Here is a 25,447-nt window from a genome sequence, read left to right as displayed (position 1 = left end):
AAAAGCCGTCATTTGTCGCCTGCCACTAGTTGTTTCTAGAGTAGGGCTGAATTCACTTCATACCGAGGAACATGACATGAATACAACTCATCAATCCAAACGTCTGGTAGTGTTGGTCGGCAGCCCGCGCCGCGACGGCAACAGCGCCACGCTGGCGCAGGCGATTCTGGCGGGCGCCGCCGAAGCCGGCACGTCCGCCAGCCTGCATTTTCTCGATGATTACCTGAGCGGTTTTCTGAGTGATGAACGCCACACGCCGCCACCGGCCGATCGCTACGCCGAGCTGTTTCTGGAGCACTTCCTGCCGGCCGACGGCGCGGTATTCTGCACGCCGATTTACTGGTACGGCATGTCGGCGCAAACCAAAGCCTTTTTCGATCGCTCGTTCAGCTTCTATTCCAATGCCTACCCTCAGGCGGAACAGGTGCACCAGCGCATGAGCGGCAAACGGATCGGGCTGGCGGTGGCGTCGGAAGAGACCTACCCCGGCGCGGCGCTGGGCATCGTGCATCAACTCCAGGAATTCAGCCGCTACACCCATTCCGCCTTCGTTGGGCTGGTGCACGGCGCCGGCAATCAGCGCGGCGAGATCGCCCGCGATCCACGCAATCCGCTGCAGGCCGCCCGCGAGCTGGGGCGCGAGTTTTTCACTCGCCCCTATTCGGATTATCAGATGGACAGCCCGCGCAGCACGCAGGTGTGGGAGGAGTAAGCGCGGCGCCCGGAGGCAATTGCAAGCATAACGTTAGCATCTGTCGCAATCTGTTGCGGGCCATTGGCCCGCCGTTGCCGCGCTTGTATGATACGACGCGGCGCCAGACGGTGGCCGCCGATCTCAAGCGGAAGCGAACTGCAATGTCTAAACAGTGGAAAATAGCGGCGGCCAACGCCGGGCTGCGTCTCTATACCCGCATCGCGGGTAATTTCCGGCCCGTAGCAAGCTTCGATCCGCAGCAATCCTTTGAGCGCATCGTGATTTTCTCCACCAGCGCCCTCGGCGATCTGATGTTCAACACGCCCGCCATTCGCGCACTGTGCGAACGCTATCCCGACGCGCAAATCACGCTGGTCTCCAGCCATAAAAACCGGCAGCTGGTCGAAGGCAGCCCCTGCTTTCATGACGTGATTTACTGGGACCACAAGGCCAAAGACATGTTGGGCGTTATCCGGCGCCTGCGAAAAAACCGGCCTCAGCTGGCGGTCATCCTGCACTCGAAGGCGCCTTACGATGTGCTGGTCGCCATCGCCGCCGGCTGCCAATACCTGTTCAAAGACATTTATGGCAACAAACCGAGCGGCATGGAGCGCTGGCTGACCGGCGTCAGCCGCAGCACCGGCGGCCATTTGATTCAGCGCAAGCTGGATATGATGGGGCAATTGGGCTGCCGCACCGATAACCCGGCGATGTTCATTCCCGTCGCTTTCCCTGCGCGCGCCAAACCGGCGGGCAAGATCCTGATCGGCTTTCAGATGGGCGCTTCCGAAACGCTGCGCCGCTGGCCGGTCGACCACTTTGTTCAGCTGGCGCAACGGCTGCTGGCGCACTCTCCCGACTGTCAGATCGAGTTGATTGGCAGCAAGGCGGAGCACAGCCTCGAGCGGGAGTTTATGGCGGGTTTGAGCGAGGCGCAGCAACAGCGGGTAGTAAGCCATATCGGCGCGACCACGCTACCGCAACTGCTGGCGACGATCGCCAATCTGCAGGTACTGGTGACCGGCGATACCGGCCCGCTCCACCTCGCCGTGGCGTTGAAAACCGCCACCGTCAGCCTGTTCGTCACCGCTAACCCGCGGCATACCGGCCCCTATCAGGACAGCGAACGGCATCAGGTGATGCACGTGCCGGTTGACAGCGCCGCGCTGAGTGCCGCTGAGCGACGCCAACCGCTCAGCATCATCGCGGCGGAACAGGTGCTGGAGAAGACGCTGGCGGCGCTGCCGTCCGCACAGTCCCGATCCGTTTAGGCTGCGACAGCAGCAACGCCAGCGGCAGCCAAAACAGGTACCAAAACTCCGCCGGATTGGCGATCACAAACATGCCCTGCGAACTGTAAAATACCAGCATAAACAGAAACAGGCCCGCCTCCCAACGCCGCCCTGCGCGCCAGTGCGCGATGGCGAGCCGCGCGCCGTATCCCAGCAGCGCCAGCAACAACAGGAACCCCACGCAGCCGCCCTTCAGCAACGCGCCAAGGTACAGGCTGTGCGTGGTGTGGTTCAGCTCGCCGGTGTAATTGCGAAAGTTAAGCTGCTTATCAAAGCCGTAGCCGAAGAACGGCGCCTGTTCGATCAGCGCCAGGCTGTGGCGCCAGATGCTGATGCGAACAAAGCTCTGTTGATACAGCTCGCCAAAACGCGTAAGCAACATTTCGCCGATCGCGCTGTAAACGACGGCGAGAACCACAGCCAGCGCGCCGGGCAACAGAAACCACAGCCATCGTCCCGGCCGGTGTCGATAAGGCATCGCCACCACCACCGCGAACGCCAGCGCGATCAGCGGGCCGCGGCTTTGCGTCAGCACCATGAACGCCAGCAGCGGCGGGATAAAGCACAGCGCCGCTTTTTGCCCGGTATCGCGGAAAATCATCAGGCTCAACAAAATGGCGATGGCGGCGTAACCGGCCAGATCGATCACGTTGCTCGGCCCTGGATTGCGGGCGGTGGTTTCCCGCAGATGATAAATCGACGGGGCGTCGACCAGCGTCAGATACAGGCACAGCACCGTTATGCCGGCCAGCATCGCCCACTGCAGTTGATGACGCCGCTCACCGTCGAGCAGCGTCACCAGCCAGGCGAGATAGAGCAGGATATAGGCGCTGTGGGTCACGGCCGACTGCATGTCACCCGGCGTCTCGCCCCACAGCGCGCTGAGGGAATAATAAAGCAAAAACATCAGCGCCAGCCCGCCGCCCCAACGCGCCTGACGATTGGCCCACAGCTGCCGCCGCAGCGGCGGCCAGGTGAACACGGCGGCCAGCCACAGCAGCGCCGCCAGATGAAACAGGTTGTTGACGCGGGTCTGCCCGCAAAAGATCGCGCTTAAAAATGCGAAGGCTAAAAACAGCGCGCTGCCGAGGCGATAGCACCGCTCAGGCTTGCTGAAAGTAAACATTGCCGTCCACCTTCTCGAAGATATCGCTGCCGATAGCGCTGTGCGGGGAAAGGTTTTTTATCGCGATCTGCTGTTTTTGCATGACCGCGCCGGCGTGCCGAAAAGCGGGGATCACCAGCGACTCTACTTTGTCCGCCAGGAACGTCGGTAACCGATCCTGCTCCGTTTCGTAAAAGCGCGGCTGGTGGAAGTTGTTCATGTCCAGCCCGGCGATAAACAGCTGCCTGAAGCCGAGATAGGCGATGATTTGCAGCGCCCAATAGGCCACGGTGCCGGCATCGAAAATGCCGCAGCGGATATCCTGGCTGAAGCCGAGCGTGCGGTTCGCGATGCAAAACTCCACGCCGTTTTCCCGGCAGTAGTGATCCCACAGCGCGCCGCTGTCGATCCGGGGGCGGTAAATCTTGCAGGCCGCGTCTTCGACAATCGCCAATCGGCAGCCGATCGCCGCCTGTCCAAAACGATCGAGAATGCGCGCCACGCCGTGCACGGTGGTGAACAGCGTCAGCGCCGGCCGTTGAATGACATCGCGCACGATCTCCGGGCGGTTATCGATAAACCCCATGTCCACGATGACGTAGAAGTGAAAATCCACCTGCCGATGCAGGCAATAGGCGCCGTTGACCCCGATGGCGGGCATGGCGGGAATATTTTCGAAACGCAGCGCCTTCACCGATGGGCCGGTAGCCGTCAACAACGCCGGCCCCCGGCAACTGTTGCGCAGTTCGCTCAGCGGGACGATCGGCACCGGCCGGTACTTGTACCATAAGGCGGCGATTTCACCGCCCTCGCCGCGCGCAATCTTCACGTAGGGCCAGAGGTTTTCGTTATGCCGATAAGGGCGCGCGTGGGAATAGCGGTAGATCTGCTTAAAAAAAGACCCCATGGTGGCGATGTCCTGTCCAGAGTGCGTGACGATACCTACAGAGGCATCTTTCTGTATGCTCAGAATTTAAAAACGTGTCAGCGCTGGCCAGGCCGCACAGCGAGTATCTAAATATTCGTTTAGTGAGGCAATTTTTGTAATTTGAATTATTAGTCAGCGTATCGGCAAGAAATGTGTCGAAGTGTTATTTGAATGAGGAACTGTTGCCGTGCGTAAAAATACCGTGAATGGCGGCAGCGCCGCCGCTTGGCATTGATGGGGTTTTGTTATAACGTATCACAACTTCAGCCAAAGGAAGACGACGATGAAAATCCAGCTGTCGCTGCTGTTTCTCAGCCTGCTGGCCGGCAAGGCCGCGGCGTTTCAGTCGAAAGTGCCCGAACCGCGCCCGGAACAGGCGCGCGCGGCGGAACAAAACATCGAAAATCTGTTTTACGGCTTTCACGCCATGGACGCCCAGCCGGTGAACATCGGCAGCTGCGCGGCGGTGCCGGTAGCGGGATGCCAATGCGCGTTCTGCACCCAGCTGCGGCAGGCCGGGCGCTGAAGCCCCTTATTCAACCCAGCTCATACTGCACGATCAGCTGCCCTTTCTTCATCTTTACGCCGGTGATCGCAATTGCCCCCACCTCCGCCAGCGTGGCGACATGGGTGCCGCCGCAGCCGTAGGCGGGAAGTTCGCCGAAACCGACCTGGCGCATACCCTCCACCGCCTGTTGGCGGCGGGGTAAATCGGCGGCGATCAAACGCGCCAGCTCCGCCTGCAAAAAGTCCGCTTCTACCGTCTGCGCATCCGGCCCTGGCGTAAACGTGATGCGCCCTTCCCCCGGCCAATGATGCGCCTTGACCGGCTGCCACCCTCGGGTTTCTCCCAGCCAGCCGATCAGATGCCCGCCGGAGTGCCAGCGGGCGTGCAGGCGGCGCTGCGCTTCATCGATTTGCATCGTAACCGGCCCGAGCGGCAGCGGCGCGGCGGTAAAGTGCAGCACGGTATCCCCTTGCTGCTGCACCCGCAGCACGGCGACGCCGCCTAACGTCCCCACGTCGGACGGCTGGCCACCGCCCTGCGGGTGGAACAGCGTGGCGTCCAGCTCTACGGCGTAAGCGCCCGCCTCGGCCGGCGCGCAGCTCAACGCCTGCGCCTGGCCCTGTACATCGTCGCTGTAGTAATAACGTCGTTCGGTCATCATTTTTCTCCTCGGTTCGAAGAGCCATTATATTCATGGCATAATCGAGAGATAATCCGCCGCCATCACAATGGACTTTTGCGTCATGAGCACAAATCTTTCTTACGCCCTGTTGCCCGAAATGGCCGTTTTCGTTCAGGTGGTAGAGAGCGGCAGCTTTTCCGCCGCCGCCCGTAAACTTGGCACCTCGCCTTCCGCCGTCAGCCGCAGCGTGGCGAAGCTCGAGCAGGCGCTGGCGCTGCAGCTGCTGCACCGCACCACCCGCAAACTGCGGCTGAGCGAAAGCGGCGAAGAGGCGTTTGCGCACTGCCGCACCCTGCTGGCGGCGGCCGACGCGGTCATGGCGATCGGCGGGCGCGGCGCCGTGGAGCCCGAGGGGCTGGTCAGCGTCAGCGTGCCCAAGGCGGTGGGGCGCTTCGTGCTGCATCCGCACATGCCGGAGTTCCTGCGCCGCTACCCGAAGGTGGACGTGCGGCTGCGGCTGGAAGATCGCTACATGGATCTGATCGACGATCGGGTCGATCTGGCGCTGCGCATCACCGATCGCCCGTCGCCCGGGTTGATCGGCCGCCAGTTGATGAGAATAGACCATCTGCTGTGCGCCACGCCGCACTACCTGGCGCAGCACGGCACGCCGCAGCACCCGCACGATCTGGCGGCGCACAGCTGCATCTATCTGGGCGAAACGCCGAGCGACGCGCAATGGAAGTTCCGCCGCAGCGGCAAAACGGTGACGGTCAACGTGCGCGGCCGCTACGCCGCCAACCACACCGGCGTGCGGCTGGACGCGGTGAAACAGCATATCGGCATCGGCAGCCTGCCGTATTTTACCGCCCGCCAGGCGCTCGACGACGGCGAGATCGTGCAGGTGTTGCCGGAGTGGGATTTCCTCAGCAGCTATCACGGCGGCCTGTGGTTGCTTTACGCGCCTAACCAGTATCTGCCGCCCAAACTGCGGGTGTTTATCGACTATCTCGTCGCCTGCCTGGCGCAGGAGCCGCAGCTAAAGCGCCTTGCGTAGCGTGATGTTGATGCGGTGCGGCCCCACCAGCGAGTGGTAGCCCTCCTTGACCGGCAGGATGCCGTGAAAACAGAGCCGCGCCGGGCCGCCCCATACCACCACGTCGCCGTGCGCCAGCGGGATGCGCCGCGCCCGGTCGCTGCGTTGCAGCCCGCCGAACTGAAACACCGCCGGCAGCCCGAGCGACACCGAGACGATCGGCGCACCGAAGTCATGCTCGTCTTTATCCTGATGCAGCGACAGCTTGCTGCCCGGATCGTAACGGTTCATCAGACAGGAATCCGGCACGAAGGGGCCGAAGCCCGCCTGCTGCGCGGCTTCGTCCGCCAGCGCCATCAGGATGGGGGGAATGGCCGGCCAGCGTTTGCCGCTGCGCGCGTCGCGTTCCGAATAGCGGTAACCGCGGCTGTCGCTGGTCCAGCCGTTGCCGCACCAGCTCATCGCCACCGACATCACGTGCCCGCCGGGGGTGGTCAAATGCCGCCACGGCACCTGGGCGACGACGCCCTGCACCGCCGCCAGCAGTTCCGGCCCGTGATCGCGCACGAAGCCGTGCATCACCACCGCGCCGGGGGCGATCTCTTCGCGCCACGGCGGCGGCAGCACGTCTTCAAAAAGATCGATTGTCATCGCCAAAACCTGTATGAATACACAGTATTCATTGTAACCCGCCGCCGCCGATTGTCCAGCGCTTGGCAACGCCATTGTCGTTGGCGGCAAATTTCTCTACAGTAGCCGCCATAAAATCAATCACTCACCAGGAATGCGTGTGATTAAGGGCATCACTCTCTCGGTCGTCGCCTCCATCTTGTTCGGCGCGATGTATTACTTCACCTCTACCCTCACCCCGCTGAACGGCGAGCAGGTCTACGGCTGGCGCACGCTGCTGACGCTGCCGTTCCTGACGCTGTTTATGGCGCTGTCCGGCGATTGGCGCAAGGTGGGCGACACGCTGGCCTGGATCGGCCAACGGCCGCAGCGCCTGCTGGGCCTGCTGCTCACCTCGGCGCTGCTGGGGGTGCAGCTGTGGCTGTTCCTGTGGGCGCCGCTGCACGGCAAGGCGCTCGACGTGTCGCTCGGCTATTTTCTGCTGCCGCTGACCATGGTGCTGGCGGGCCGTTTGATCTACCGCGATCGGCTGTCGCTGCTGCAAAAGCTGGCGGTGGCGTGCGCCATGGTGGGGGTGGGCAATGAGCTGTATCAGGCGGGCGGCGTCTCGTGGCCGACGCTGGTGGTGGCGCTGGGCTATCCGCTCTACTTTATTTTGCGGCGGCGTTTCGGCACCGACAATCTCGGCGGGCTGTGGTGCGAGCTGGCGCTGATGCTGCCGGCGGCGGCCTGGTTCGCCTTCGGCGACGGCGGCGCGGCGGCGTTGCCGATCAATACCGAGCTGTATTGGCGCATTCCGCTGCTCGGCGTCATCAGCGCCGTGGCGCTGGTGTGTTACATCCTCGCCAGCCGCCTGCTGCCGTTCAGCCTGTTCGGCCTGCTGAGCTATGTGGAACCGGTGCTGCTGGTGATCGTCGCGCTGCTGCTCGGCGAGAGCATCGGCCAAAGCGAATGGCCGACCTATCTGGCGATCTGGCTGGCGGTGCTGCTGCTGGCGGCGGAAGGTGCGCAGCACCTGCTGCGCCGCCAGCGGGTCTGACTCAGGCGGCCAGCGTGGCGCCGCCGTCGATCACGATATCCTGCATAGTGATGTGGCTGGCCAAATCGGAGGCCAGGAACAACACCGCATTGGCGATTTCGTCCGGGCGGGCGATTTTGCCGAGCGGGATCCCCAGCTTGAACATCTCGGGGAAACCGGCGATGGTGCGTTGCGGCGCATCGTCGGTTTGCCACATGCCGCGCTGCATCGGCGTGTCGGTCGAGCCCGGCGACACCAGATTGCAGCGCACGCCGAACGGCGCCATCTCCAGCCCCACACAGTGATTCAGGCTGGTCAGCGCCGCCTTGGAGGCGCAGTAGGCCGCCATCTGCGTGCGCGGCACGTGCGCGGCGTTGGAGCCGATGCTGACGATCGCCCCGCTGCGCTGCGCCTTGAAGTGCGGCAGCACGGCGCGGAACAGGTAAAACGCCCCCGAGGCGTTGACGTTGATGCACTGATGCCAGTCATCCACGCTCAAATCTTCGGTATTGCCCATGCGCAGAATGCCGGCGGCGTTGACCAACACGTCCAGTTTTGGGTTCTCCGCCAGCTGTTGGCGGCACACCGCCTCCACCTGCTCCGGCCGGCTGATGTCCAGCGTCACGCACGGGTAAGGCAGATCCGGGTTGGTGAACTCGCGGTCAAATCCCACCACCTCGGCGCCCTGCGTCAAAAAATGCCGGGCGATCTGCTCGCCGATGCCGCGCGCCGCGCCGGTCACCCACACGCGTTTGCCGGTGAAATCCATCTGAATGCTCATGCGCGCACCGCCATCCGGGCGCACAGCCGGGTCATGTTGTTGTTCATCGTTGTCTCCTGCGAAAGCGTATGGCGCGGCGCGCACTGCGCCGCAAAGAGGCCTACAGCGCGCCGCTGTTCAGGCCGAAAGCGTTGAGCATGGTGCCCAGTTTGGCGGCGGTTTCCATCCACTCGGCCTGCGGCGTCGAGGCGGCGACGATGCCCGCGCCGGCGAACAGCCGCACCCGGTTGCCGCGCAGCAGGCCGCTGCGGATGACGATCGCCCACTCGCCGTCGCCGTTGGCGTCGCACCAGCCAACAATGCCGCTGAACAGGCCTCGATCGTGCGGTTCCAGATCGGCGATCAGTTGGCGGGCGCTCTCGGTCGGGAAGCCGCACAGCGCCGGCGTCGGATGCAGCAGGCAAGCCAGCTGCATCACGTTGAGATTCGGGTTCAGCAGCTCGCCGCGAATGCGGGTGGACAGGTGCCACATGGTGCCGGTGCTGAGCAGCGACGGGCCGCTGGGCACGCTCAGGCTGGCGCACAATGGCGCCAGGTGGCGGCGAATGTCGTCGATCACCAGCTTGTGTTCGTATTTGTCTTTGGTCGAGCGCATCAGGCGCTCGCTGCCGAGGCGATCCTGCTGCGGATCGTCCTGACGGCGCGCCGAGCCCGCCAGCGGATTGGTGTGGATCTCGCCGCCCTGCTTGCGGATCAGCAGCTCCGGGCTGGCGCCGATCAGCACGCCGCCATCGGCCAGCGGCAGGGAAAAGTGGTAGCCGGTCGGGTTCTGCACCATCAGGTTATTGAGGATCTGGTGGCCCGCCACCGGCTGCTCCAGCTCGATGTCGAGGATGCGCGACAGCACCGCCTTGTCCAGCTTGCCCTGTTTAAAGCGGCTGACCGCTTCCGCCACCGCGTGCTTGAAGCGCGGCTCGTCCGGAATGCTGGTGCAGGCGGCCAGGCGATGCGGCTGTTGCAGCATCGGGCGCGCGGCGCGGGTAAAGCTGTCGTTGGCGACAAACTGGCAGTTTTCAGGCACGTACAGGCTGGAAGGCCGGCGCGTATCGAACGGAATGGCGCCCACCACCACCGGCGTCTCCTGGCCGGCGGCTTTGGCGCGCGCCAGCGCCTGGCGGATATGCTGCGCCAGCGCGCTGCCTTCCTGCTCGCCGCCGAACGCCGGCGTCTCGATACGCTCGAACACGCCATCGGCGGAGAGGGAACGGAATTCGGACCGGTACAAAAAGGTCGATTGTTCGGCGTACACAAACCCGGGGAAGGTTTGGTTTTCTGTCGTCAGTGTCGCCACAAGACCACTCCTTTGTTGCGCCTTACCAATGATAATGTTTATGCGAATAATTATCATTAGCTGTAAAAGGAGGATAAATTACACCGGATCCACAGCGTGGGTCAATCTCCGATGAATGAATCTTTCCGCCCGCCGCGGCAAACCTGCGTTACGGCAAATAAAGAAATAACACACTGTTATTATTGGGTTTTAGCAAAAGATAAAAGTCGTGACATCGTCACCTTTACGCCAAAAACGTCCGCTAAACCGGCGGCCGGCGGGGCAATTTGGCGTCAGCGTCTTAAGCAGCGCTAATACAAACGTCTGCCGCTGTATATCCACGGCGACCATGCGCGCATCGAGAAAATCGAAGTAACAGCGCACCTGCGGATACAGCGCCTTGAACAGACTCTCTTTGGCGGAAAACGTCAACGTCAGCAGTTCGTTGAACGGCAGCGCCTCGCGCAGCAACGCCTCGCGCTCCGCCGGGGAAACGATCGCCCCCCACAGCTCCTCCGCCCGCACGTCGCAGAGCAGCGTCTCCACATCCAATCCAACGCCGCCCAGCCCGCTCTCGCGGTGCACGGCGCACAGCGCGGTATCCGAATTATGGCTCAGCGCCCCGGCGATGCCCGGCGGCCACTGCGGCGCGCGATCTTCGCCGCGCGCCAGGGTGAAGTCGGTAAAACCGAGCGGCGCCAACAGTTGCCGCGCCAGAACACGCCCGGCCAGATACTCCGCGCGGCGCTTCGGCACCGCGCGCGCCAGATGTTCCGGCAGTGCAAAACCCGCCTCGGGAAAACTGTCGTCGCGATACTCCGCCAGCGCAAAATGGCAGCGCGCCACCTGGCCCGGATAGCCGTCCGGCGTGAAAAATTCGATATTGCGGATAAAAGTGGGCAACGGCAGTATCCATGATAAACAGGCAGGCTGATGATGTTAGCCCCCGAAACGGCCTGCAACAATGACCCTGGGCAAAATAAATGGCGTTAACGCCTGCACGGCGGCGCATTAGCCGGGGTGGGGAGAGGCCTCTCCCCCGCGCTCGGGAGAGAGGCTGGGCATTACAAGATGCCTTTCATGGTCTTTTCGAAATCGCTCCAGGCGCAGAAGCCGTCTTTGTCGATCGGGCAGCCTTTCAGCGCCAGCGTCACGCGCTGCGGCGGGGTTTGCAGCGTCAGCGGCGTCGCCTTGCGCAGCTGTTCGGTGGACTGATAGACGTACTCGATCTTCAGCAGTTCACGGTCGTTCTGCGCGTCGCGCCAGCGCTGGAACACCAGTTTGCCGCCGATCGGCGTTTTCTCGTATTGCTGCGGCAGCTGATACGGCTGGAACTGCATGGCCGACAGCAACGAGGCAATATTGGAATCGTGGCCGACCAGCACCGTCAGCTTCGGCGCGTCCGGTTTGCGCTCGCCGAGCAGCGCATTGTTGATGTAGGTCAGCAGCGGCTTGGCGACGTTCTGCGCCACCACCGGCGAGGTGAACAGCGAGTCCTGATAGCCGTCTTTCAGCTGCGCCAACTGCTGCCACTGGTGCGGGGTGGCGATTTTGCCCCAGGCCACCTCTTTCATCGGGAATCCTTCGTAATACTGCAGCATAAAGGCGTCCACCAGCGAGTTGCCCACCCGCAGCGGGCCGGAGACGCCCGGCTCTTTGCCCGGCACCGCGCTCATCACGCTGGTTTCTTTGCTCAGGTCGCAGTGTTTGTCGGTCTTGCAGGCGGCGGAATCCTTGTAGTCGATGATCTTCGCCAGCTGTTGGTAAGAGGCGTCCAGCTTCAGCGATCCCAGCGCGGCGTTCATCGCCGCCAGCGCCTGCTGGTTGAAGGCCTCGCTGGTGTCGGTGATGATCGGGTTGAAGGTCGGATCCATCTCGCCCATCTTGTCCTGATGGTGCACGCTGACGTCGCAGCCGGGGAACGCGCCGTTGCTGAAGAACTGCGCCGTGGCGACCGTGCGCTGCAGGCTGTTGGCGTAGACGTACACGCTGCCGGCGGTCGGGCAGCCCTCTTGCGGCAACAGGCCGGTCTGCTTCAGCCAGGCGTTGAAATAGTGCCCCATATACACTTCCAGCACCCCGCCCTTGGTGGTCAGCTGGCCGCCCGGCGTTTCCCAGGCCGGCCAGGCCTTCGGCGTAGACTGCGCCAGCACGCTGCCGTTGTTGGCCAGCGGCGCGCGCAGGTTATGGCGGCTCATCACCAGCACCTGTTCCAGTTGATAGCCGCCGGCTTCCGCCAGTGCGTTCCCGGTGAATAACAAAGGCAGGCACAGCAATAACGTTTTTTTTCTCATCCGCAGAGGCTCCCGGAAAATGATTATTTTTAAGGTGTTAGCGTTTGCCCGAGTATGATGGCGGGGTTAGTGTGACAAGTGTGTGACAGGGTTCACGGGAAAGGATCGTAACCGCGGCCACCGGGCGGTGGCCGCGTGGCTTCAACTCAGTACCACAGGCTCATTATCGGCCAGCCGATCAGCAGCAGCGCGGCAATGTACACTACGCCGAGAATGCCGCCCAGGCGCCAGTAGTCTTTCGACTTCACGTAGCCGCAGCCGTAGATGATCACCCCCGGCCCGGTGGCGTACGGCGTCAGCACGCCCATGATGCCGATCGACAGCACCAGCAGCATCGACAGCTGCTCCATCGGCACGCCCGGCAGCCCTTTGCCGACCGCCAGGATCACCGGCAACATGGTGGCGGTGTGCGCCGACAGGCTGGCGAACAGGTAGTGGGCGAAGTAGAACACCAGCACCAGCGCCACCACCGTCATGTTCGGCGAGAAGCCGTCCAGGTGGGTGCTCATGGTCTGGGCGAACCAGTCGATAAAGCCGGAGCGCGTCAGGCCGTTGGCCATCACCACCAGCGTCGCCAGGTTAACCAGCGTGTTCCAGGCGCTGGAGTATTTGGTGATCTCTTTCCACGACACCACGTGCAGCGCCAGCATCAGCGACACCGCCAGCAGGCACACCGCGGTGGCATCCAGCACTTTGCCGCCGAACACCCACAGGCACAGGCTGAGCAGCACCAGGCCGATCAGGGTGTATTCCTTGCGCGTCAGCTTGCCCATTTCCCCCAGCGCGGTATCCGCCCAGGCGGCCACTTCGCTGCTGTGGGTCACGCCCGGTTTGTACAGGTAGTAGGAGATCAGCGGCGCGATGATCAACAGCAGCAGGCCGACCGGCAGGAACGCCAGGAACCACTGCATCCAGCTGATGTGCACCCCGGCGATCTTGCCGACGAACTCGATGCCCAGCACGTTCGGCGCGGCGCCGGTGACGAACATCGAGGAGCTGATGCTGGTGCCGACCACCATCATCCACATCAGGTAACCGCCGATGCGGCGTGAGGAGGGATCGTTGGGGAAAGAATCGAACAGCGGCGGCAGGTTTTTCACCACCGGGAATACCGTGCCGCCGGTGCGCGCGGTGTTGGACGGCGTGAACGGCGCCAGCAGGATATCGATGATCACCACCGCATAGCCCAGCGTCAGCGTGCGCTTGCCCATGAACTTCACCAGGAACAGCGCGATGCGCCGCCCCAGACCGGTGGCCTCGTAGCCCAGTGCGAAGATAAAGGCGCCGAACACCAGCCAGACGGTGGTGCTGGAGAAACCCGCCAGCCCCCATTTCAGCGCCTCTTTACCGGCCTTGAAGCCCGGCTCCGCCAGCTCCTGCGCGCCGAACAGCACCCAGTTGGCGCTGAGCACGCTGACGGTCACCGCGATAAAGCTGATGGCGGTGGCCGGGATCGGCTCCAGAATCATGCCGACGATCATCGCCACGAAGATGGCGAAGTAGTGCCACGCCTGTGGCGGCATGCCGTCGGGCACCGGTATCAATAACAGGATCGCGAGCACCGCCAGCGGCGCTATCGCTTTCCAGATCTTTTCCTGGGTTTGGGACATAGGGACTCTCCTGAAGGCTTGGTTATTATTCTTGGGCACCCAGCTGCGCCAGCAGCCAGGTCACTATCAACAGGTCGGCGCTGCCGCCGGGGCTGAGGTTGCGGGCGATACAGTCGGCATCGAAGCGCCGCAGGCGCGCCAGGCCCGCTTCCCCCGCCGAGCCGCCCTGCGCCAGCAGCAATGCCGCCCGGCGCCGCAGCCAGCGCAGCCCGTGCAGGCCGCCGCGCGAGGCGACGTTGGTGTCGTCGTTGTGGGCCATCAGCCACAGCAGGCTGTCCAGCAGCGCCCGCTGTTCGTCGCCGCCGGCGGCCAGCCGTTGCCGATACAGCGGCAGCGCGCCGTCAAGCACCAGCAGGAAACCGGCCTCCGCCTCGCCGCGCGCGCCGCTCAGCCCGTGCGCGGCGAACAGCCGCTGGCCGGCGGTCTGCCCGGCGTTGTTGCGCCGCAGCTCGCGATCCACCAGCCCCCGGCACATCGCCGCCACCTCGGCGCACAGCGCTTCGGCGACGATGGCGCGGCCCTGCTGCTGCAGGCGGCCGAAGGCGGTGCACAGCAACCCGAGCGAGAACACGCTGCCCTTGTGGGTGTTAATGCCGCCGGTGGCGCGAAACATCTGGTTTTCGCAGGCCAGGCCGAGCGGCCGCAGCCGCGCCAGCTGCTGCTCTGCCGGCAAAGCGGCGTCTTCGCGCCCGCGTTGGATAAAGCGCGGCAGCCACACGCCGATGGCGCGGGCGCTGCGGTAGAAATGCCCGAGATCCATATCGCGGTGGGCGCCGGTGTTATGGCGATCCACCAGCCCCGGCTTGGGCGTGAGGTTGACCTCCACCAGCAGCGCGCGGAAAGCGGCGCGGGCGAAGTCGCAGGCCGGTTCGGCACGGTGGGCGGGCAGGTTAATCGGCAGAGATCGCATCGTTGAACATCCTTTCCATTTCATGCAGCAGCTGCTCGCTGCTGTGCCGCCGCTGGCGGGCGCAGATCTTGGCCGGTTGGCCGCACAGCAGGCAGCGCCGTTCCGGCAGGCCGATGTCGCGGCGCGACAAAATGCGCCCCTGCGTATCCAGCACGTCGATATCCCACAGCCGGCCGATCGGGCGGCTCACCTCCAGCTGCATGGCGCAGTCCTTCACCCGCTGGGCATCGGCGCGCAGCGCGACAAACCCTTCGCAACCGGTGGCGAGCGCCAGCGCCTCGGCGTGCGGGCTGGGCCAACCCTGTTCGGCGCACAGCCGCAGCAGCGCCGCCCACCCGAGGTTGAATATGCCGCGCGTCAGCGCGCTGTCCTTCACCGGGCCGGGCACCACCAGCGTCAGCACCAGCAGCGTGCACTCGTGCTGCGCCAGCCACGCCTGCTGGCGCGCCTGGCGGCATTCGCGGCTGGTGAGCAACTCCGGCAGGCTGACCGCGCGTTCAGCGGCCAGTTGGGGATCGACGGCGGCCATCGGCTACTCCACCACCTGATGCACCACGTCGATCACCGAGCCGTCGCGGTAGCGCACCACCGCCACCACCTTGTCGGTAAAGGCGATCGGCTGCGGTTCGCCGGTCAGCTGCAGCGCGCGGGCGCGCAGCCAATCGATGCTCACCACCTCCAGCCCGGCTTCCCGCAGGCGCTGCGCCAGCTCCGGCCGCGCCGGGTTGACGGCGATGCCGTGGTCGGTCACCAGAATGTCGATGCTGGAGCCCGGCGTGACGCAGGTGGTCACCTGCTCCACCAGCGTCGGGATGCGCCCGCGCACCAACGGCGCAACGATGATCGCCAGCCGCGCGGCGGCGGCGGTGTCGCAATGGCCGCCGGACGCGCCGCGCAGCACGCCGTCGGAGCCGGTCAGCACGTTGACGTTGAAGCCGGTGTCGATTTCCAGCGCGCTCAGCACCACCACGTCGAGCCGATCGACCGACGCGCCCTTGGAGCTGAAGTTGGCATATTGGTTGGCGCTGATTTCGATATGGCGCGGGTTGCGCGCCAGCGAGGTCGCCGCCGCCCGATCGAAGCTCTGCACGTCCAGCAGTTTGCCGATCAGCCCTTTCTCGTGCAGATCCACCATGGTCGAGGTGATGCCGCCGAGGGCGAACGCGGCGCGAATGCCGCGGGCGCGCATCTTGTCCTCCAGGAACCGGGTCACCGCCAGCGAGGCGCCGCCGGTGCCGGTTTGCAGCGAGAAGCCTTCGGTGAAGTAGCCGGAACCGGCGATCACCTCGGCGGCGCGGCGGGCGATCAGCAGCTCGCGCGGGTTCGAGGTCATGCGCGTGGCGTCAGCGCCGATCTTGTCGGCGTCGCCCACCCGCTCCAGCTGCACGATCAGATCCACCCGATCCTGCGCCAGGCTGGCGGGATGATGCGGATACGGCACCAGCTGCTCGGTCAGCAGCACCACGGTGCCCGCCGCCTCGGCGTCCACCCGCGCATAGCCGAGCGAGCCGCAGCAGGCTTCACCGCTGTAACCGTTGGCGTTGCCGAACTCATCGCAGGCCGGCACGCCGAGGAAGGCCACGTCTATCTTCAGCTCGCCGGATTCGATCAGGTTGACCCGGCCGCCGTGCGAGTGAATTTGCACCGGCTCCGCCAGCAGGCCGCGCGAAACGGCGTCCGCCAGCGGGCCGCGCAGCCCGGAGGTGTAAATGCGGCTCACCACGCCGTGGCGGATATGCTCAACCAGCGGCGCATGGCAGTCGGTCAGCGAGCTGGACGCCAGCGTCAGGTTGCGGAACCCCATCGCCGCCAGCGTCTCCATCACCTGGTTGAGCGTCAAATCACCGCCGCGAAACGCATGGTGGAAGGAAATGGTCATGCCGTCCTGCAGTCCGCTGCGGCGCACCGCTTCCTGCAAGGAGTCGCACAGCTTGAGATCGCGCGGTTTGCGCGCCTGCAGATTGGCTTTGGAGACGTCCTGATAGCCCGGCAGATCCGCCGGGTTGGCGAAGGTCATCAATCGTTGTTGGCGGTTCATCATGCTTCCTCCCCGTGCTGCGCCGGTTCTTCCCGTAAGCCGGACAGCGCGGCGCGCTCCAGCACCAGCCGGGCGCGCTCAATCACCGGGCTGTCGACCATTTTTCCGTTGAGCGACACCACGCCGCGCCCTTCCCGCTCCGCCGCTTCGGCGGCGTCCACCACCCGCTGCGCGTGCGCCACCTCTTTGGCGGTCGGCGCGTACAGGTTGTGCAACAGCTCAATCTGGCGCGGGTTAATCAGCGATTTGCCGTCAAAGCCGAGCTGTTTGATCAGCGCCGCTTCCTGCACGAAGCCGGCCTCGTTATTGGCGTCGGAATAGACGGTGTCGAACGCCTGAATGCCGGCGGCGCGCGCCGCCTGCAGCAGCGAACAGCGGGCGAACAGCAGCTCAATGCCCTCCGGCGAGCGCTCGGTGCGCAGGTTGCGCACGTAGTCTTCCGCCCCCAGCGCGATGCCGATAAGACGCGGCGAGGCGTGCGCGATCGCCACCGCGTTGGTGATGCCCTGCGCCGATTCGATCGCCGCCAGCAGCCCGGTGCTGCCGACCGGCCGCCCGCAGGCCGCTTCGATGGCGGCAATCTCGCGTTCCATGTCGACAACGTCCTGCGCGCTGTCGGTCTTCGGCAGGCGCACGATGTCCGCGCCGCCGCGCACCACCGCCTGCAGGTCCGCCAGGCCGTAGGCGGAGTCGAGCGCATTGACGCGCACGATGGTTTCCACCTCCTGGTACAGCGGGTGCTGCAGCGCGTGGTACACCAGCCGGCGCGCCGCGTCTTTTTCACGCAGAATCACCGAGTCTTCCAGATCGAACATCAGCGCATCGGCCTGGTAGATAAAGGCGTTGCTGACCATCGCCGCGTTGGCGCCGGGGACGAACAACATGCTGCGGCGCAGCCGGGTTTTATTCAGCGTTTTCATCTTTCGCCTCCCACGGCAGTTGGCCGCCCTCGCAGGCGCGCATCAGCGCCGTTTCCAGCCGGGCGCGCAGCACGCAGTCCAGCGCGCCCTTGTCGTCGACGATCACCTGCACCGGCTCCACCTCATAGCGCTGCAGCACCTCCAGCAGGGTGTGGCGGATCGCCGCGCCGAACTGTTTTTCCACGCTGCTGGCGATCAACAGATCGTGCTGCGGCCCCTCGGCAGGCGCGATGCGCACCATGACATCGCTGGATTCCAGCGTGCCGGCCATTGCTTCTCGGATAATTTTCATCATTCACCTGATTGTGCGGACTCAAAAGGATGCGGGGCCGCCTTGGCCCGGCGCTGCGTTTGCAGATCCTGCAGGTAGTACAGGGTGTCCGGCGGCACCAGCGGCGCGGCGGCGTGGAAGTCCCCCGCCGCCAGCAGCTTGCGCACCCAGGAGGCGGAGATCGCCGTGCCCTGATATTGCAAACGCTCGATTTCCACCAGCGCGATCGGCGGGCTGGGCAGCGCCGGCGTTTCCAGCCAGTAACGCATGTCGCGGTTGTATTTCGCGGTCACCGCGCAGAACGGCTCGTTGCCGACGAAGCGGTGGGTAATGCCCAGCGCGGGCGCCAGATACTGGCGGAAGATCTTCAGATCGATTTCGGTGTAACAGTCATCGGCCACGCCCTGATCCTTGATGAAGTAACAGGGGAAGGTGGCGCGCGAGATCACGTACTGCGAGCCTTCGTGTACCGTGAGGTTGGGGATATCGGCGGTGCCGGCCAGCACCAGCCGGCGGCGGTCTTCATAGCTGAAGCGCGAGGTGTTTTCCTTCACCAGAAACAGGTGCAGCCAGTCGCAGCGTTTGGCCGCCTGACGCACCAGATACTGATGCCCGCGGGTGAAGGGGTTGGCGTTCATCACAATGCTGCCGATGGTGTCGCCCGGCCGGCGCTGGCTCGCCAGCTGGGCGGCGTAGCGCTTCAGGCGGCACGGGCTGTTTTCCATCAGCACCACGATGCCCGGCACGGTGGCGATCGGGTAGAAACCGCACTGGCGGAACAGCGGCTCGTTCTGCACCTTGGTGTAGATAAACAGCTGGGTGTGGTGGCGCTCGTAGGCCAGGTTCACCAGCTCGGTCGCCAGCGCCAGCGCCAACCCTTCGCCGCGCATCAGCGGGCTGATGGCGACGCATTTGATAATATTGTCGGCGATGCCGCCGCAGGCAACCAATTTGTCGTGCTGGGTAACGGTAATAAATATTTCAACCGTGGTGTCGATATTCAGATCGTTACTGCGCAAGAAGGCGCTTATTTCCGAAATCGCTTTATGATCCGATCGCTTTACCCGATTAAATACGGCATCGCCTAACATAACACGCTCTCTGGGTTAACTGGCAAACAACAAATTAAATACAAAAAGGCATTTTAATTAACATCAGCAAGGGTAATTAAAACCTTAAAAACCATGCAGATAAACGCGACTTTGCGTTCGATAAATTAATGGTAAACAGAAAAAAAACGCCGATTATTGACCTATTTCACAAACCGATTCTGGTTAATAAGTTATTTAATGTTCTTTATTTGCTTAATTAATCTTATGGTGTTTATTATTGAGATAATCTTTATTTGGCGCCGCAATTTACTTACATTCATTTAGCATCTTGATTGCAATAGCAGGTTTCATTATGGAATGGCTGAACATCCTGATCGTTGAAGACGAAACGCCGCTGGCGGAGATGCACGCGGAGTTTATCCGCCAGAACGGCGGCTGCCGCCAGATTTGGCTGGCCGGCACGCTGGCGCAGGCGCGCGCCATGACCGAGCGCTTCAAGCCGGACCTGATCCTGCTGGACAACTTTCTGCCCGACGGCCAGGGCATCACCCTGCTGCGCGAACTGACGCTGAGCGGGTATCGCGGCGGCATCGTGTTCATCACCGCCGCCAGCGACATGGCCACCGTGGCCGAGGCGTTGCGTTACGGCGTATTCGACTACCTGATCAAACCGCTGGCCTATGACCGGCTGAGCCAGACCCTGCAGCGCTTCAGCCAGCGTCGCGAAGCGCTGAAGGACAAAGCGCGCCTCAACCAGCGCCGCATCGACGAGATGTTCAACACCTACGCCCGCGGCGAACAGCAGGCGGCGCTGCCCGCCGGCATCGACGAGCTGACGCTGGGCAAGGTCCGCGCGCTGTTTGCCGAACCCGCCGCGCGCCACACCGCTGAAAGCGTTGCGCAAAAAATGGGGCTCAGCCGCACCACCGCGCGCCGTTATCTGGAGTTTTGCACCGCCGCGCAGCAGCTGCGCGCCGAGATCATTTACGGCAAGGTCGGCCGCCCGCAGCGGATCTACCGCGCCGGCGAACCGCATTAGCGGTTATTTGATCGCCCTTGCAAGGTTGCGTGTAACCGCTTTACTTTTTATGCGCCGGTCAGCATCTTGGTGAGCATCACCTAGCCGACTGGACGATCGCCGATGCCCGCTGCGCCCCTTGCTTCCCTGACCGAGATCCTCGCCCGCCGTGACTGGCAAAACCTGGCCTGCACCCACTACCGCCGGCTGGACGCCCACCCGCCGTTCGCCAGCTGGCGCACGGTGGAAGACGCGCGCGACGATGCCCCCAGCGCCAGCCGCCGCTCGCTGAACGGCGAGTGGCGCTTCAGCTATTTCCCGCGCCCAGAGGCGGCGCCGGACAGTTGGCTGCAGCAGGATCTGCCGGACGCCGCCCCGCTGGCGGTGCCGGGCAACTGGCAGCTCGCCGGCTACGACGCGCCGATTTACACCAACGTGCGCTACCCGTTCCCGGTCGATCCGCCGCGCGTGCCGGAAGACAACCCGACCGGCTGCTACTCGCGCACCTTCAGCGTCGATCCGGCCTGGCTGGTCGCCGGCCAGACGCGCATCATCTTCGACGGCGTCAACTCGGCGTTCTATTTGTGGTGCAACGGCCACTGGGTCGGCTATTCGCAGGACAGCCGCCTGCCGGCGGAGTTCGATCTCAGCCCGTGGCTGCAGCCGGGTGAAAACCGGCTGGCGGTGATGGTGCTGCGCTGGTGCGACGGCAGCTATCTGGAAGATCAGGACATGTGGCGCATGAGCGGCATCTTCCGCGACGTCAGCCTGCTGCACAAACCCGCCGCGCACCTGAGCGATGTGCGCATCACCACGCCGCTGCATGACAGCTTTACCCGCGGCGAACTGGTGGTGACGGCGCGCGCCAGCCGGCCCGGCCCGCTGCAGGTGCAGGTGCAGGTTCAGCTGTGGCGCGATGGCGCGCGGGTGGCCGAACGCACCCAGCCGCTCGGCAGCGAGATCGTGGACGAGCGCGGCGCCTATGACGATCGCGTCACGCTGCGCCTGCCGGTAGAACGCCCGGCGCTGTGGAGCGCCGAAACGCCCGCGCTGTATCGCGCCACCGTCGCCCTGCTCTCACCCGAGGGGGAGATTATCGAGGTGGAGGCCTATGACGTCGGCTTCCGCCAGGTGGACATCAGCGGCGGGTTGCTGAAGCTCAACGGGCAGCCGCTGCTGATCCGCGGCGTTAACCGCCACGAGCATCATCCGCGCCACGGCCAAGTGATGGACGAGGCGACGATGCGCCACGACATCCTGCTGATGAAGCAGCACAACTTCAACGCGGTGCGTTGCTCGCACTATCCCAACCACCCGCTGTGGTACCGGCTGTGCGACCGCTACGGACTTTACGTGGTGGACGAAGCCAATATCGAGACCCACGGCATACAGCCGATGAACCGCCTGGCTGACGATCCGCTGTGGCTGCCGGCGATGAGCGAGCGCGTCACCCGCATGGTGCAGCGCGATCGCAACCACCCCTGCATCATTATCTGGTCGCTGGGCAACGAGTCCGGCCACGGCGTGAACCACGACGCGCTGTACCGCTGGGTGAAAAGCCAGGATCCAACCCGCCCGGTGCAATATGAAGGCGGTGGCGCCGACACCGCCGCTACCGACATCATCTGCCCGATGTATGCGCGGGTGGATCAGGATCAGCCGTTCCCGGCGGTGCCCAAATGGGCGATCGGCAAGTGGATCGGCCTGCCGGAGGAACAGCGGCCGCTGATCCTGTGCGAATACGCCCATGCGATGGGCAACAGCTTCGGCGGCTTTGAGCGTTACTGGCGCGCGTTCCACGAACATCCGCGCCTGCAGGGCGGCTTTGTCTGGGACTGGGTCGATCAGGCGCTGATCAAGCGCGACGCACAGGGCGAAGAGTTCTGGGCCTACGGCGGCGACTTCGGCGATACCCCCAACGATCGCCAGTTCTGCCTGAACGGGCTGGTGTTCGCGGATCGCACCCCGCACCCGGCGCTGTTCGAAGCGCAGCGGGCGCAGCAGCTGTTCCGCTTCGCCTTCGACGCCGCCTCGCTGACGCTGACCGTCACCAGCGATTACCTGTTCCGCCAGACCGACAACGAGCAGCTCAACTGGCGGCTGGAGCTGGACGGCGTGGAGCGCGCCAGCGGCAGCTTCGATCTGGCGCTGCCGCCGCAGGGCAGCCATAGCTTCACCCTGCTCGACCGCCTGCCGATGCTGCATCAGCCCGGCGAGCTGTGGCTGAACGTGGAGGTGGTGCAGCCGCAGGCCACCGACTGGTCCGAAGCGCACCACCGCTGCGCCTGGGATCAATGGCGGGTGCCGCGCGCGCTGCATCCCGCGCCGCCGCCGCCGCAGGGCGTGCCGCCAACGCTGATTGAAGACGATCAGGGGCTGACACTCACCCACGGCGACCAGCGCTGGCGCTTCGAGCGCAGCAGCGGCCATCTGACGCAGTGGTGGCAGAATGAGCAGCCGCAGCTGCTGACGCCGCTGCGCGACGGCTTTGCGCGCGCGCCGATCGATAACGACATCGGTGTCAGCGAGGCGGACCGTATCGATCCCAACGCCTGGATCGAACGCTGGAAGCTGGCGGGCCTGTACCGGCTGGAGGAACGCTGCACGCGGCTGCAGGCCGATGCGCTGCAAGACGGTGTGCGGGTGGTGAGCGAACATCAGTTCGGCGTGGACGGACAGATTTTCCTGCTTAGCCGCAAACAGTGGCTGTTCGATGCGCTGGGTGCGGTGAGCGTGAACGTGGAGGTCGAGGTGGCCGACGCCCTGCCGCCGCCGGCGCGCATCGGCCTGCACTGCCAACTGGCGACGGTGCAGCCGCACGCGGAATGGCTGGGCCTGGGCCCGCACGAGAATTACCCGGATCGCCGCCTCGCCGCGCAGCACGGGCGCTGGCGCCTGCCGCTGGCAGATCTGCACACGCCGTATATTTTCCCCGGCGAGAACGGCCTGCGCTGCGACACCCGCAGCCTGCGCTACGGCGGCTGGCGCATCGACGGCCGCTTCCATTTCTCGCTCAGCCGCTACGGCCTGCAACAGCTGATGGCCTGCAGCCACCAGCATCTGCTGCAGCCGGAGGCAGGTACCTGGCTGCATCTGGACGGCTTCCATATGGGGGTCGGCGGCGACGACTCCTGGAGCCCGAGCGTACACCGGGATTACCTGCTCACCGCCGGCGTTTACCGCTATCAGTTGCGCCTGCAGCGGGCGCCAGAGAGCTAAATCTGCCAAAAAACTCAACGGGTTGCGCATTCTGTAAGCAAACAGTCACAGAATGTGTAATCCGCCTTTGACATGCCGACGGCGCCTCGCTATTATTCGCCCCGTTCACACGATTCCTCTGTAGTTCAGTCGGTAGAACGGCGGACTGTTAATCCGTATGTCACTGGTTCGAGTCCAGTCAGAGGAGCCATATTTAGAGAAGCCCGCTCAGGGAAACCCGAGCGGGCTTTTTGCTGTTGGGCGGTTATACTCAATTATCCCCTGCACTCTCTCTACCCGAAACTGGTCAGCCATCCGTTGAACGGGTAAGTTTCTCCCACTGTTCAATTTCCTTGCCTAACGCCTCAAGCTTTTGCCGCACCAAACTTAATGCGTCACTGCCTAACAACAGATGCGTGGGTGGGTTCCGGCTCTCGATCAATGCCAGCATGGCGTGAGCCGCCTTCACGGGATCGCCGAGTTGCTTGCCGCTTTTTTCCTGACGCGCCTGACGAACAGGTTCAAATAACGCGTCATAGTCCGGGAGACAGCGAGGGCTGCGTACCATTGAACGCCCGGCCCAGTCCGTCCGAAACGAGCCCGGCGCCACTGCGGTCACGTGTAGGTTGAACGGGGCAAGCTCTTTGCTTAACGTTTCTGATATCCCTTCCAGCGCAAATTTGCTGCCGCAGTAATAGCTGATACCGGGCAAGGTAATGAAACTGCCCATTGAGGTGATATTGATAATGTGGCCGCGACGGCGCTGGCGCATGCCCGGCAGCACGGCTTTGATCATCGCCACCGCGCCAAACACATTGACGTCAAACTGGCGGCGCAGCTCTGCAGCGGGGATTCTTCCAGTATGCCTTCATGGCCGTAACCGGCATTGTTCACCAGCACATCTATCGGACCGACGGCGGACTCTATCTCTCCAACCACCTCATCAATACGTTCAACGTCCGTGACATCAAGCAGATAGCCAAAAGCCCGCTGCGTATCGAGCGCGCCGAATGCCTGCAGTGCTTCGCTGTTGCGCACCGTCCCTACAACCCGATGCCCTACGGCGAGGGCTTCCCGCGCCAGCGCCTGGCCAAAGCCACTGCTGACGCCGGTGATTAAAATCGTTTTTGCAGATGCCATAAAAAGAACTCCCATGAACCATGAAGGTTGCATGGTATTCTCTGTACTGCCGCATTTTTAGGCCGTATCTTCTCTTTTTCTTGCCTGATTTTATGAGGTGGTGGGATGTCCGACATAATTGCCCTGATGAATAGACTTGCGGTGCAAGAGGGATACAACCTCACTGCCCTACCTGATGTGCGAATTTTGCGATCCGATCGCCCGCTTGCCAGAACGCCGGTGCTTTACGATCCGGGGATCGTGATTGTCTGTCAGGGCAGCAAACGCGGCTATTTCGGTCAACAGACCTATTTATATGATGAGCAGCACTACCTGGCGGTTTCGGTGCCGGTGCCGTTTGTGATGGAAACCGATGCGTCGGCAGCACATCCGCTGCTGGCAATTTATATGCATCTGGATTTTCAGCTTGCCGCTGAACTGATGTTGCAGATTGAACAGCATGGCGCCCCGCACCCTCCCGTCGCGCCGCAAAGCATGATGTCGAGCCCCATGGACGGCGCGGTAAAAATGGCCGTACTTCGCTTACTTGACGTCCTGGCTAACCCGCTTGAGGCGGCGATCCTCGGCCCGACGCGGCTGCGTGAGCTTTATTTCCGCGTGTTGACAGGCGCACAGGGCAACGCCATGCGTGCCGCGCTGGCCTTGCAGGGCCAGTTTGGCAAAATCGGCAAAGCGTTGCAGCACATCCATGCCACTTACGCGGAGCCGCTAACGCTGACGCAGCTGGCGATGAAGGCTGGCATGAGCGTGCCGACCTTTCATAGCCATTTCAAGGCGATAACGAAGATGCCGCCGATGCAGTATGTGAAATCGGTACGCCTGCACCAGGCACGGATGCTGATGGTGCGCCAACAAATCACCGCCGCCGCCGCGAGTTACGCCGTTGGCTATGAAAGCCCATCGCAATTTAACCGCGAATTCAAACGTCTGTTTGGCCTGCCACCGGCAGAGGAGATAAAACGCATGCAGCGTCACTTCGCCATTCCGCCCGCGCAGCCTGCCTCGATATTTGTTTCGTCGCACTGAGGCTTATTTGGTATGGCAAACTCTGCCTTGGGGTATGGAGTGTTCGCTTCTGGCGCGAAGCGGACAGACTGGAGAATAGTCAAGAG

The 25,447-nt window shown here is 63.4% G+C and carries 23 protein-coding genes, 1 tRNA gene and 1 pseudogene; 9 read left to right on the top strand and 16 right to left on the bottom strand.

All coding sequences use genetic code 11. The features are described from left to right. Window positions 1-76: 76 nt before the first annotated feature. Window positions 77-712, top strand: coding sequence for a flavodoxin family protein (locus ACJ8HB_RS06990; protein ID WP_047571425.1), 636 nt, complete (start codon window positions 77-79; stop codon window positions 710-712). A gap of 143 nt (window positions 713-855) precedes the next feature. Beyond that, entirely contained in the window at window positions 856-1,965 is a 1,110-nt protein-coding gene (locus ACJ8HB_RS06985; RefSeq protein ID WP_047571423.1) for a glycosyltransferase family 9 protein, read from the top strand. On the opposite strand, the gene ACJ8HB_RS06980 is transcribed toward ACJ8HB_RS06985, so the two are convergent. Continuing rightward, window positions 1,895-3,112, bottom strand: coding sequence for an O-antigen ligase family protein (locus tag ACJ8HB_RS06980; RefSeq protein WP_047571421.1), 1,218 nt, complete (start codon window positions 3,110-3,112; stop codon window positions 1,895-1,897). The two genes, ACJ8HB_RS06985 and ACJ8HB_RS06980, sit on opposite strands and share 71 nt — an antisense overlap. Then, on the bottom strand, window positions 3,090-3,998 hold the full coding sequence (locus tag ACJ8HB_RS06975) for a sugar glycosyltransferase (RefSeq protein WP_047571419.1): 909 nt from the start codon (window positions 3,996-3,998) through the stop codon (window positions 3,090-3,092). The genes ACJ8HB_RS06980 and ACJ8HB_RS06975 overlap by 23 nt, the downstream gene beginning before the upstream one ends. Window positions 3,999-4,302: 304 nt before the next feature. Between ACJ8HB_RS06975 and ACJ8HB_RS06970 the strand changes: the two genes are divergently transcribed. Next, window positions 4,303-4,545, top strand: a complete 243-nt coding sequence (locus ACJ8HB_RS06970) for a hypothetical protein (RefSeq protein WP_025303447.1) — start codon at window positions 4,303-4,305, stop codon at window positions 4,543-4,545. Window positions 4,546-4,555: 10 nt separating this feature from the next. On the opposite strand, the gene ACJ8HB_RS06965 is transcribed toward ACJ8HB_RS06970, so the two are convergent. Further along, window positions 4,556-5,185: a serine-tRNA(Ala) deacylase AlaX gene (locus ACJ8HB_RS06965; protein ID WP_047571416.1), complete on the bottom strand. Its 630-nt coding sequence runs from the start codon at window positions 5,183-5,185 to the stop codon at window positions 4,556-4,558. An 85-nt stretch (window positions 5,186-5,270) separates the two neighbouring features. Here ACJ8HB_RS06965 and ACJ8HB_RS06960 point away from each other — a divergent pair, with 85 nt between their 5' ends. Then, window positions 5,271-6,206, top strand: a complete 936-nt coding sequence (locus ACJ8HB_RS06960) for a LysR family transcriptional regulator (protein WP_033647920.1) — start codon at window positions 5,271-5,273, stop codon at window positions 6,204-6,206. On the opposite strand, the gene alkB is transcribed toward ACJ8HB_RS06960, so the two are convergent. Next, window positions 6,189-6,836 (bottom strand): DNA oxidative demethylase AlkB, encoded by a 648-nt coding sequence (gene alkB / locus ACJ8HB_RS06955; protein ID WP_047571414.1) that lies wholly within the window; start codon window positions 6,834-6,836, stop codon window positions 6,189-6,191. The two genes, ACJ8HB_RS06960 and alkB, sit on opposite strands and share 18 nt — an antisense overlap. Before the next feature lie 139 nt (window positions 6,837-6,975). Between alkB and rarD the strand changes: the two genes are divergently transcribed. Beyond that, window positions 6,976-7,854 carry an EamA family transporter RarD gene (gene rarD / locus ACJ8HB_RS06950; RefSeq protein WP_047571412.1) on the top strand — a complete coding sequence of 293 codons (879 nt, stop codon included), beginning with the start codon at window positions 6,976-6,978 and terminating at the stop codon, window positions 7,852-7,854. 1 nt (window position 7,855) lies between these two features. On the opposite strand, the gene dhbA is transcribed toward rarD, so the two are convergent. From dhbA to citC, 11 genes are all read right to left on the bottom strand, one after another. After that, window positions 7,856-8,614 (bottom strand): 2,3-dihydro-2,3-dihydroxybenzoate dehydrogenase, encoded by a 759-nt coding sequence (gene dhbA, locus ACJ8HB_RS06945; RefSeq protein ID WP_094859962.1) that lies wholly within the window; start codon window positions 8,612-8,614, stop codon window positions 7,856-7,858. 100 nt (window positions 8,615-8,714) lie between these two features. Beyond that, window positions 8,715-9,905: an isochorismate synthase gene (locus tag ACJ8HB_RS06940; RefSeq protein ID WP_033635179.1), complete on the bottom strand. Its 1,191-nt coding sequence runs from the start codon at window positions 9,903-9,905 to the stop codon at window positions 8,715-8,717. A 189-nt stretch (window positions 9,906-10,094) separates the two neighbouring features. Further along, window positions 10,095-10,787 carry a 4'-phosphopantetheinyl transferase family protein gene (locus ACJ8HB_RS06935; RefSeq protein ID WP_047571410.1) on the bottom strand — a complete coding sequence of 231 codons (693 nt, stop codon included), beginning with the start codon at window positions 10,785-10,787 and terminating at the stop codon, window positions 10,095-10,097. Window positions 10,788-10,948: 161 nt separating this feature from the next. Continuing rightward, window positions 10,949-12,178, bottom strand: coding sequence for a bifunctional glucose-1-phosphatase/inositol phosphatase (agp, locus tag ACJ8HB_RS06930; RefSeq protein WP_047571408.1), 1,230 nt, complete (start codon window positions 12,176-12,178; stop codon window positions 10,949-10,951). A 146-nt stretch (window positions 12,179-12,324) separates the two neighbouring features. Then, entirely contained in the window at window positions 12,325-13,788 is a 1,464-nt protein-coding gene (locus tag ACJ8HB_RS06925) for an anion permease (protein WP_015378437.1), read from the bottom strand. Between the two features lie 25 nt (window positions 13,789-13,813). Further along, window positions 13,814-14,698, bottom strand: a complete 885-nt coding sequence (citG, locus tag ACJ8HB_RS06920) for a triphosphoribosyl-dephospho-CoA synthase CitG (protein ID WP_047571406.1) — start codon at window positions 14,696-14,698, stop codon at window positions 13,814-13,816. Beyond that, entirely contained in the window at window positions 14,679-15,227 is a 549-nt protein-coding gene (gene citX / locus ACJ8HB_RS06915) for a citrate lyase holo-[acyl-carrier protein] synthase (RefSeq protein WP_047571404.1), read from the bottom strand. The genes citG and citX overlap by 20 nt, the downstream gene beginning before the upstream one ends. 3 nt (window positions 15,228-15,230) lie before the next feature. Beyond that, window positions 15,231-16,736, bottom strand: coding sequence for a citrate lyase subunit alpha (gene citF / locus ACJ8HB_RS06910; RefSeq protein ID WP_047571402.1), 1,506 nt, complete (start codon window positions 16,734-16,736; stop codon window positions 15,231-15,233). Next, on the bottom strand, window positions 16,736-17,656 hold the full coding sequence (gene citE / locus ACJ8HB_RS06905) for a citrate (pro-3S)-lyase subunit beta (RefSeq protein WP_047571400.1): 921 nt from the start codon (window positions 17,654-17,656) through the stop codon (window positions 16,736-16,738). The genes citF and citE overlap by 1 nt, the downstream gene beginning before the upstream one ends. Next, window positions 17,640-17,948 carry a citrate lyase acyl carrier protein gene (citD, locus tag ACJ8HB_RS06900; protein ID WP_019452464.1) on the bottom strand — a complete coding sequence of 103 codons (309 nt, stop codon included), beginning with the start codon at window positions 17,946-17,948 and terminating at the stop codon, window positions 17,640-17,642. Before citD ends, citE begins: the two co-directional genes overlap by 17 nt. Next, a complete protein-coding gene (citC, locus tag ACJ8HB_RS06895) occupies window positions 17,948-19,018 on the bottom strand; it encodes a [citrate (pro-3S)-lyase] ligase (protein WP_004940809.1) in 1,071 nt (356 codons plus the stop codon). Before citC ends, citD begins: the two co-directional genes overlap by 1 nt. Before the next feature lie 313 nt (window positions 19,019-19,331). Here citC and dpiA point away from each other — a divergent pair, with 313 nt between their 5' ends. The 3 genes from dpiA (at window position 19,332) to ACJ8HB_RS06880 (ending at window position 23,406) form a co-directional block, all read left to right on the top strand. Then, complete coding sequence (gene dpiA / locus ACJ8HB_RS06890; protein ID WP_021505854.1) at window positions 19,332-20,018, top strand: two-component response regulator DpiA; 687 nt, start codon at window positions 19,332-19,334, stop codon at window positions 20,016-20,018. A 102-nt stretch (window positions 20,019-20,120) separates the two neighbouring features. Further along, window positions 20,121-23,216, top strand: coding sequence for a beta-galactosidase (locus tag ACJ8HB_RS06885; RefSeq protein ID WP_047571398.1), 3,096 nt, complete (start codon window positions 20,121-20,123; stop codon window positions 23,214-23,216). Window positions 23,217-23,330: 114 nt separating this feature from the next. After that, window positions 23,331-23,406: transfer RNA gene (locus ACJ8HB_RS06880), tRNA-Asn, on the top strand. Between the two features lie 96 nt (window positions 23,407-23,502). On the opposite strand, the pseudogene ACJ8HB_RS06875 reads toward ACJ8HB_RS06880, so the two are convergent. Next, window positions 23,503-24,335 (bottom strand): annotated as a pseudogene (locus tag ACJ8HB_RS06875) (oxidoreductase). Window positions 24,336-24,440: 105 nt separating this feature from the next. Here ACJ8HB_RS06875 and ACJ8HB_RS06870 point away from each other — a divergent pair. After that, window positions 24,441-25,361 (top strand): AraC family transcriptional regulator, encoded by a 921-nt coding sequence (locus ACJ8HB_RS06870; protein ID WP_047571397.1) that lies wholly within the window; start codon window positions 24,441-24,443, stop codon window positions 25,359-25,361. Window positions 25,362-25,447 lie beyond the last annotated feature (86 nt).

Source organism: Serratia sp. CY27727, assembly GCF_052169275.1.
GTDB classification, from domain to species: domain Bacteria; phylum Pseudomonadota; class Gammaproteobacteria; order Enterobacterales; family Enterobacteriaceae; genus Serratia; species Serratia sarumanii.
This window is presented reverse-complemented; position numbering and strand designations above follow the sequence as displayed.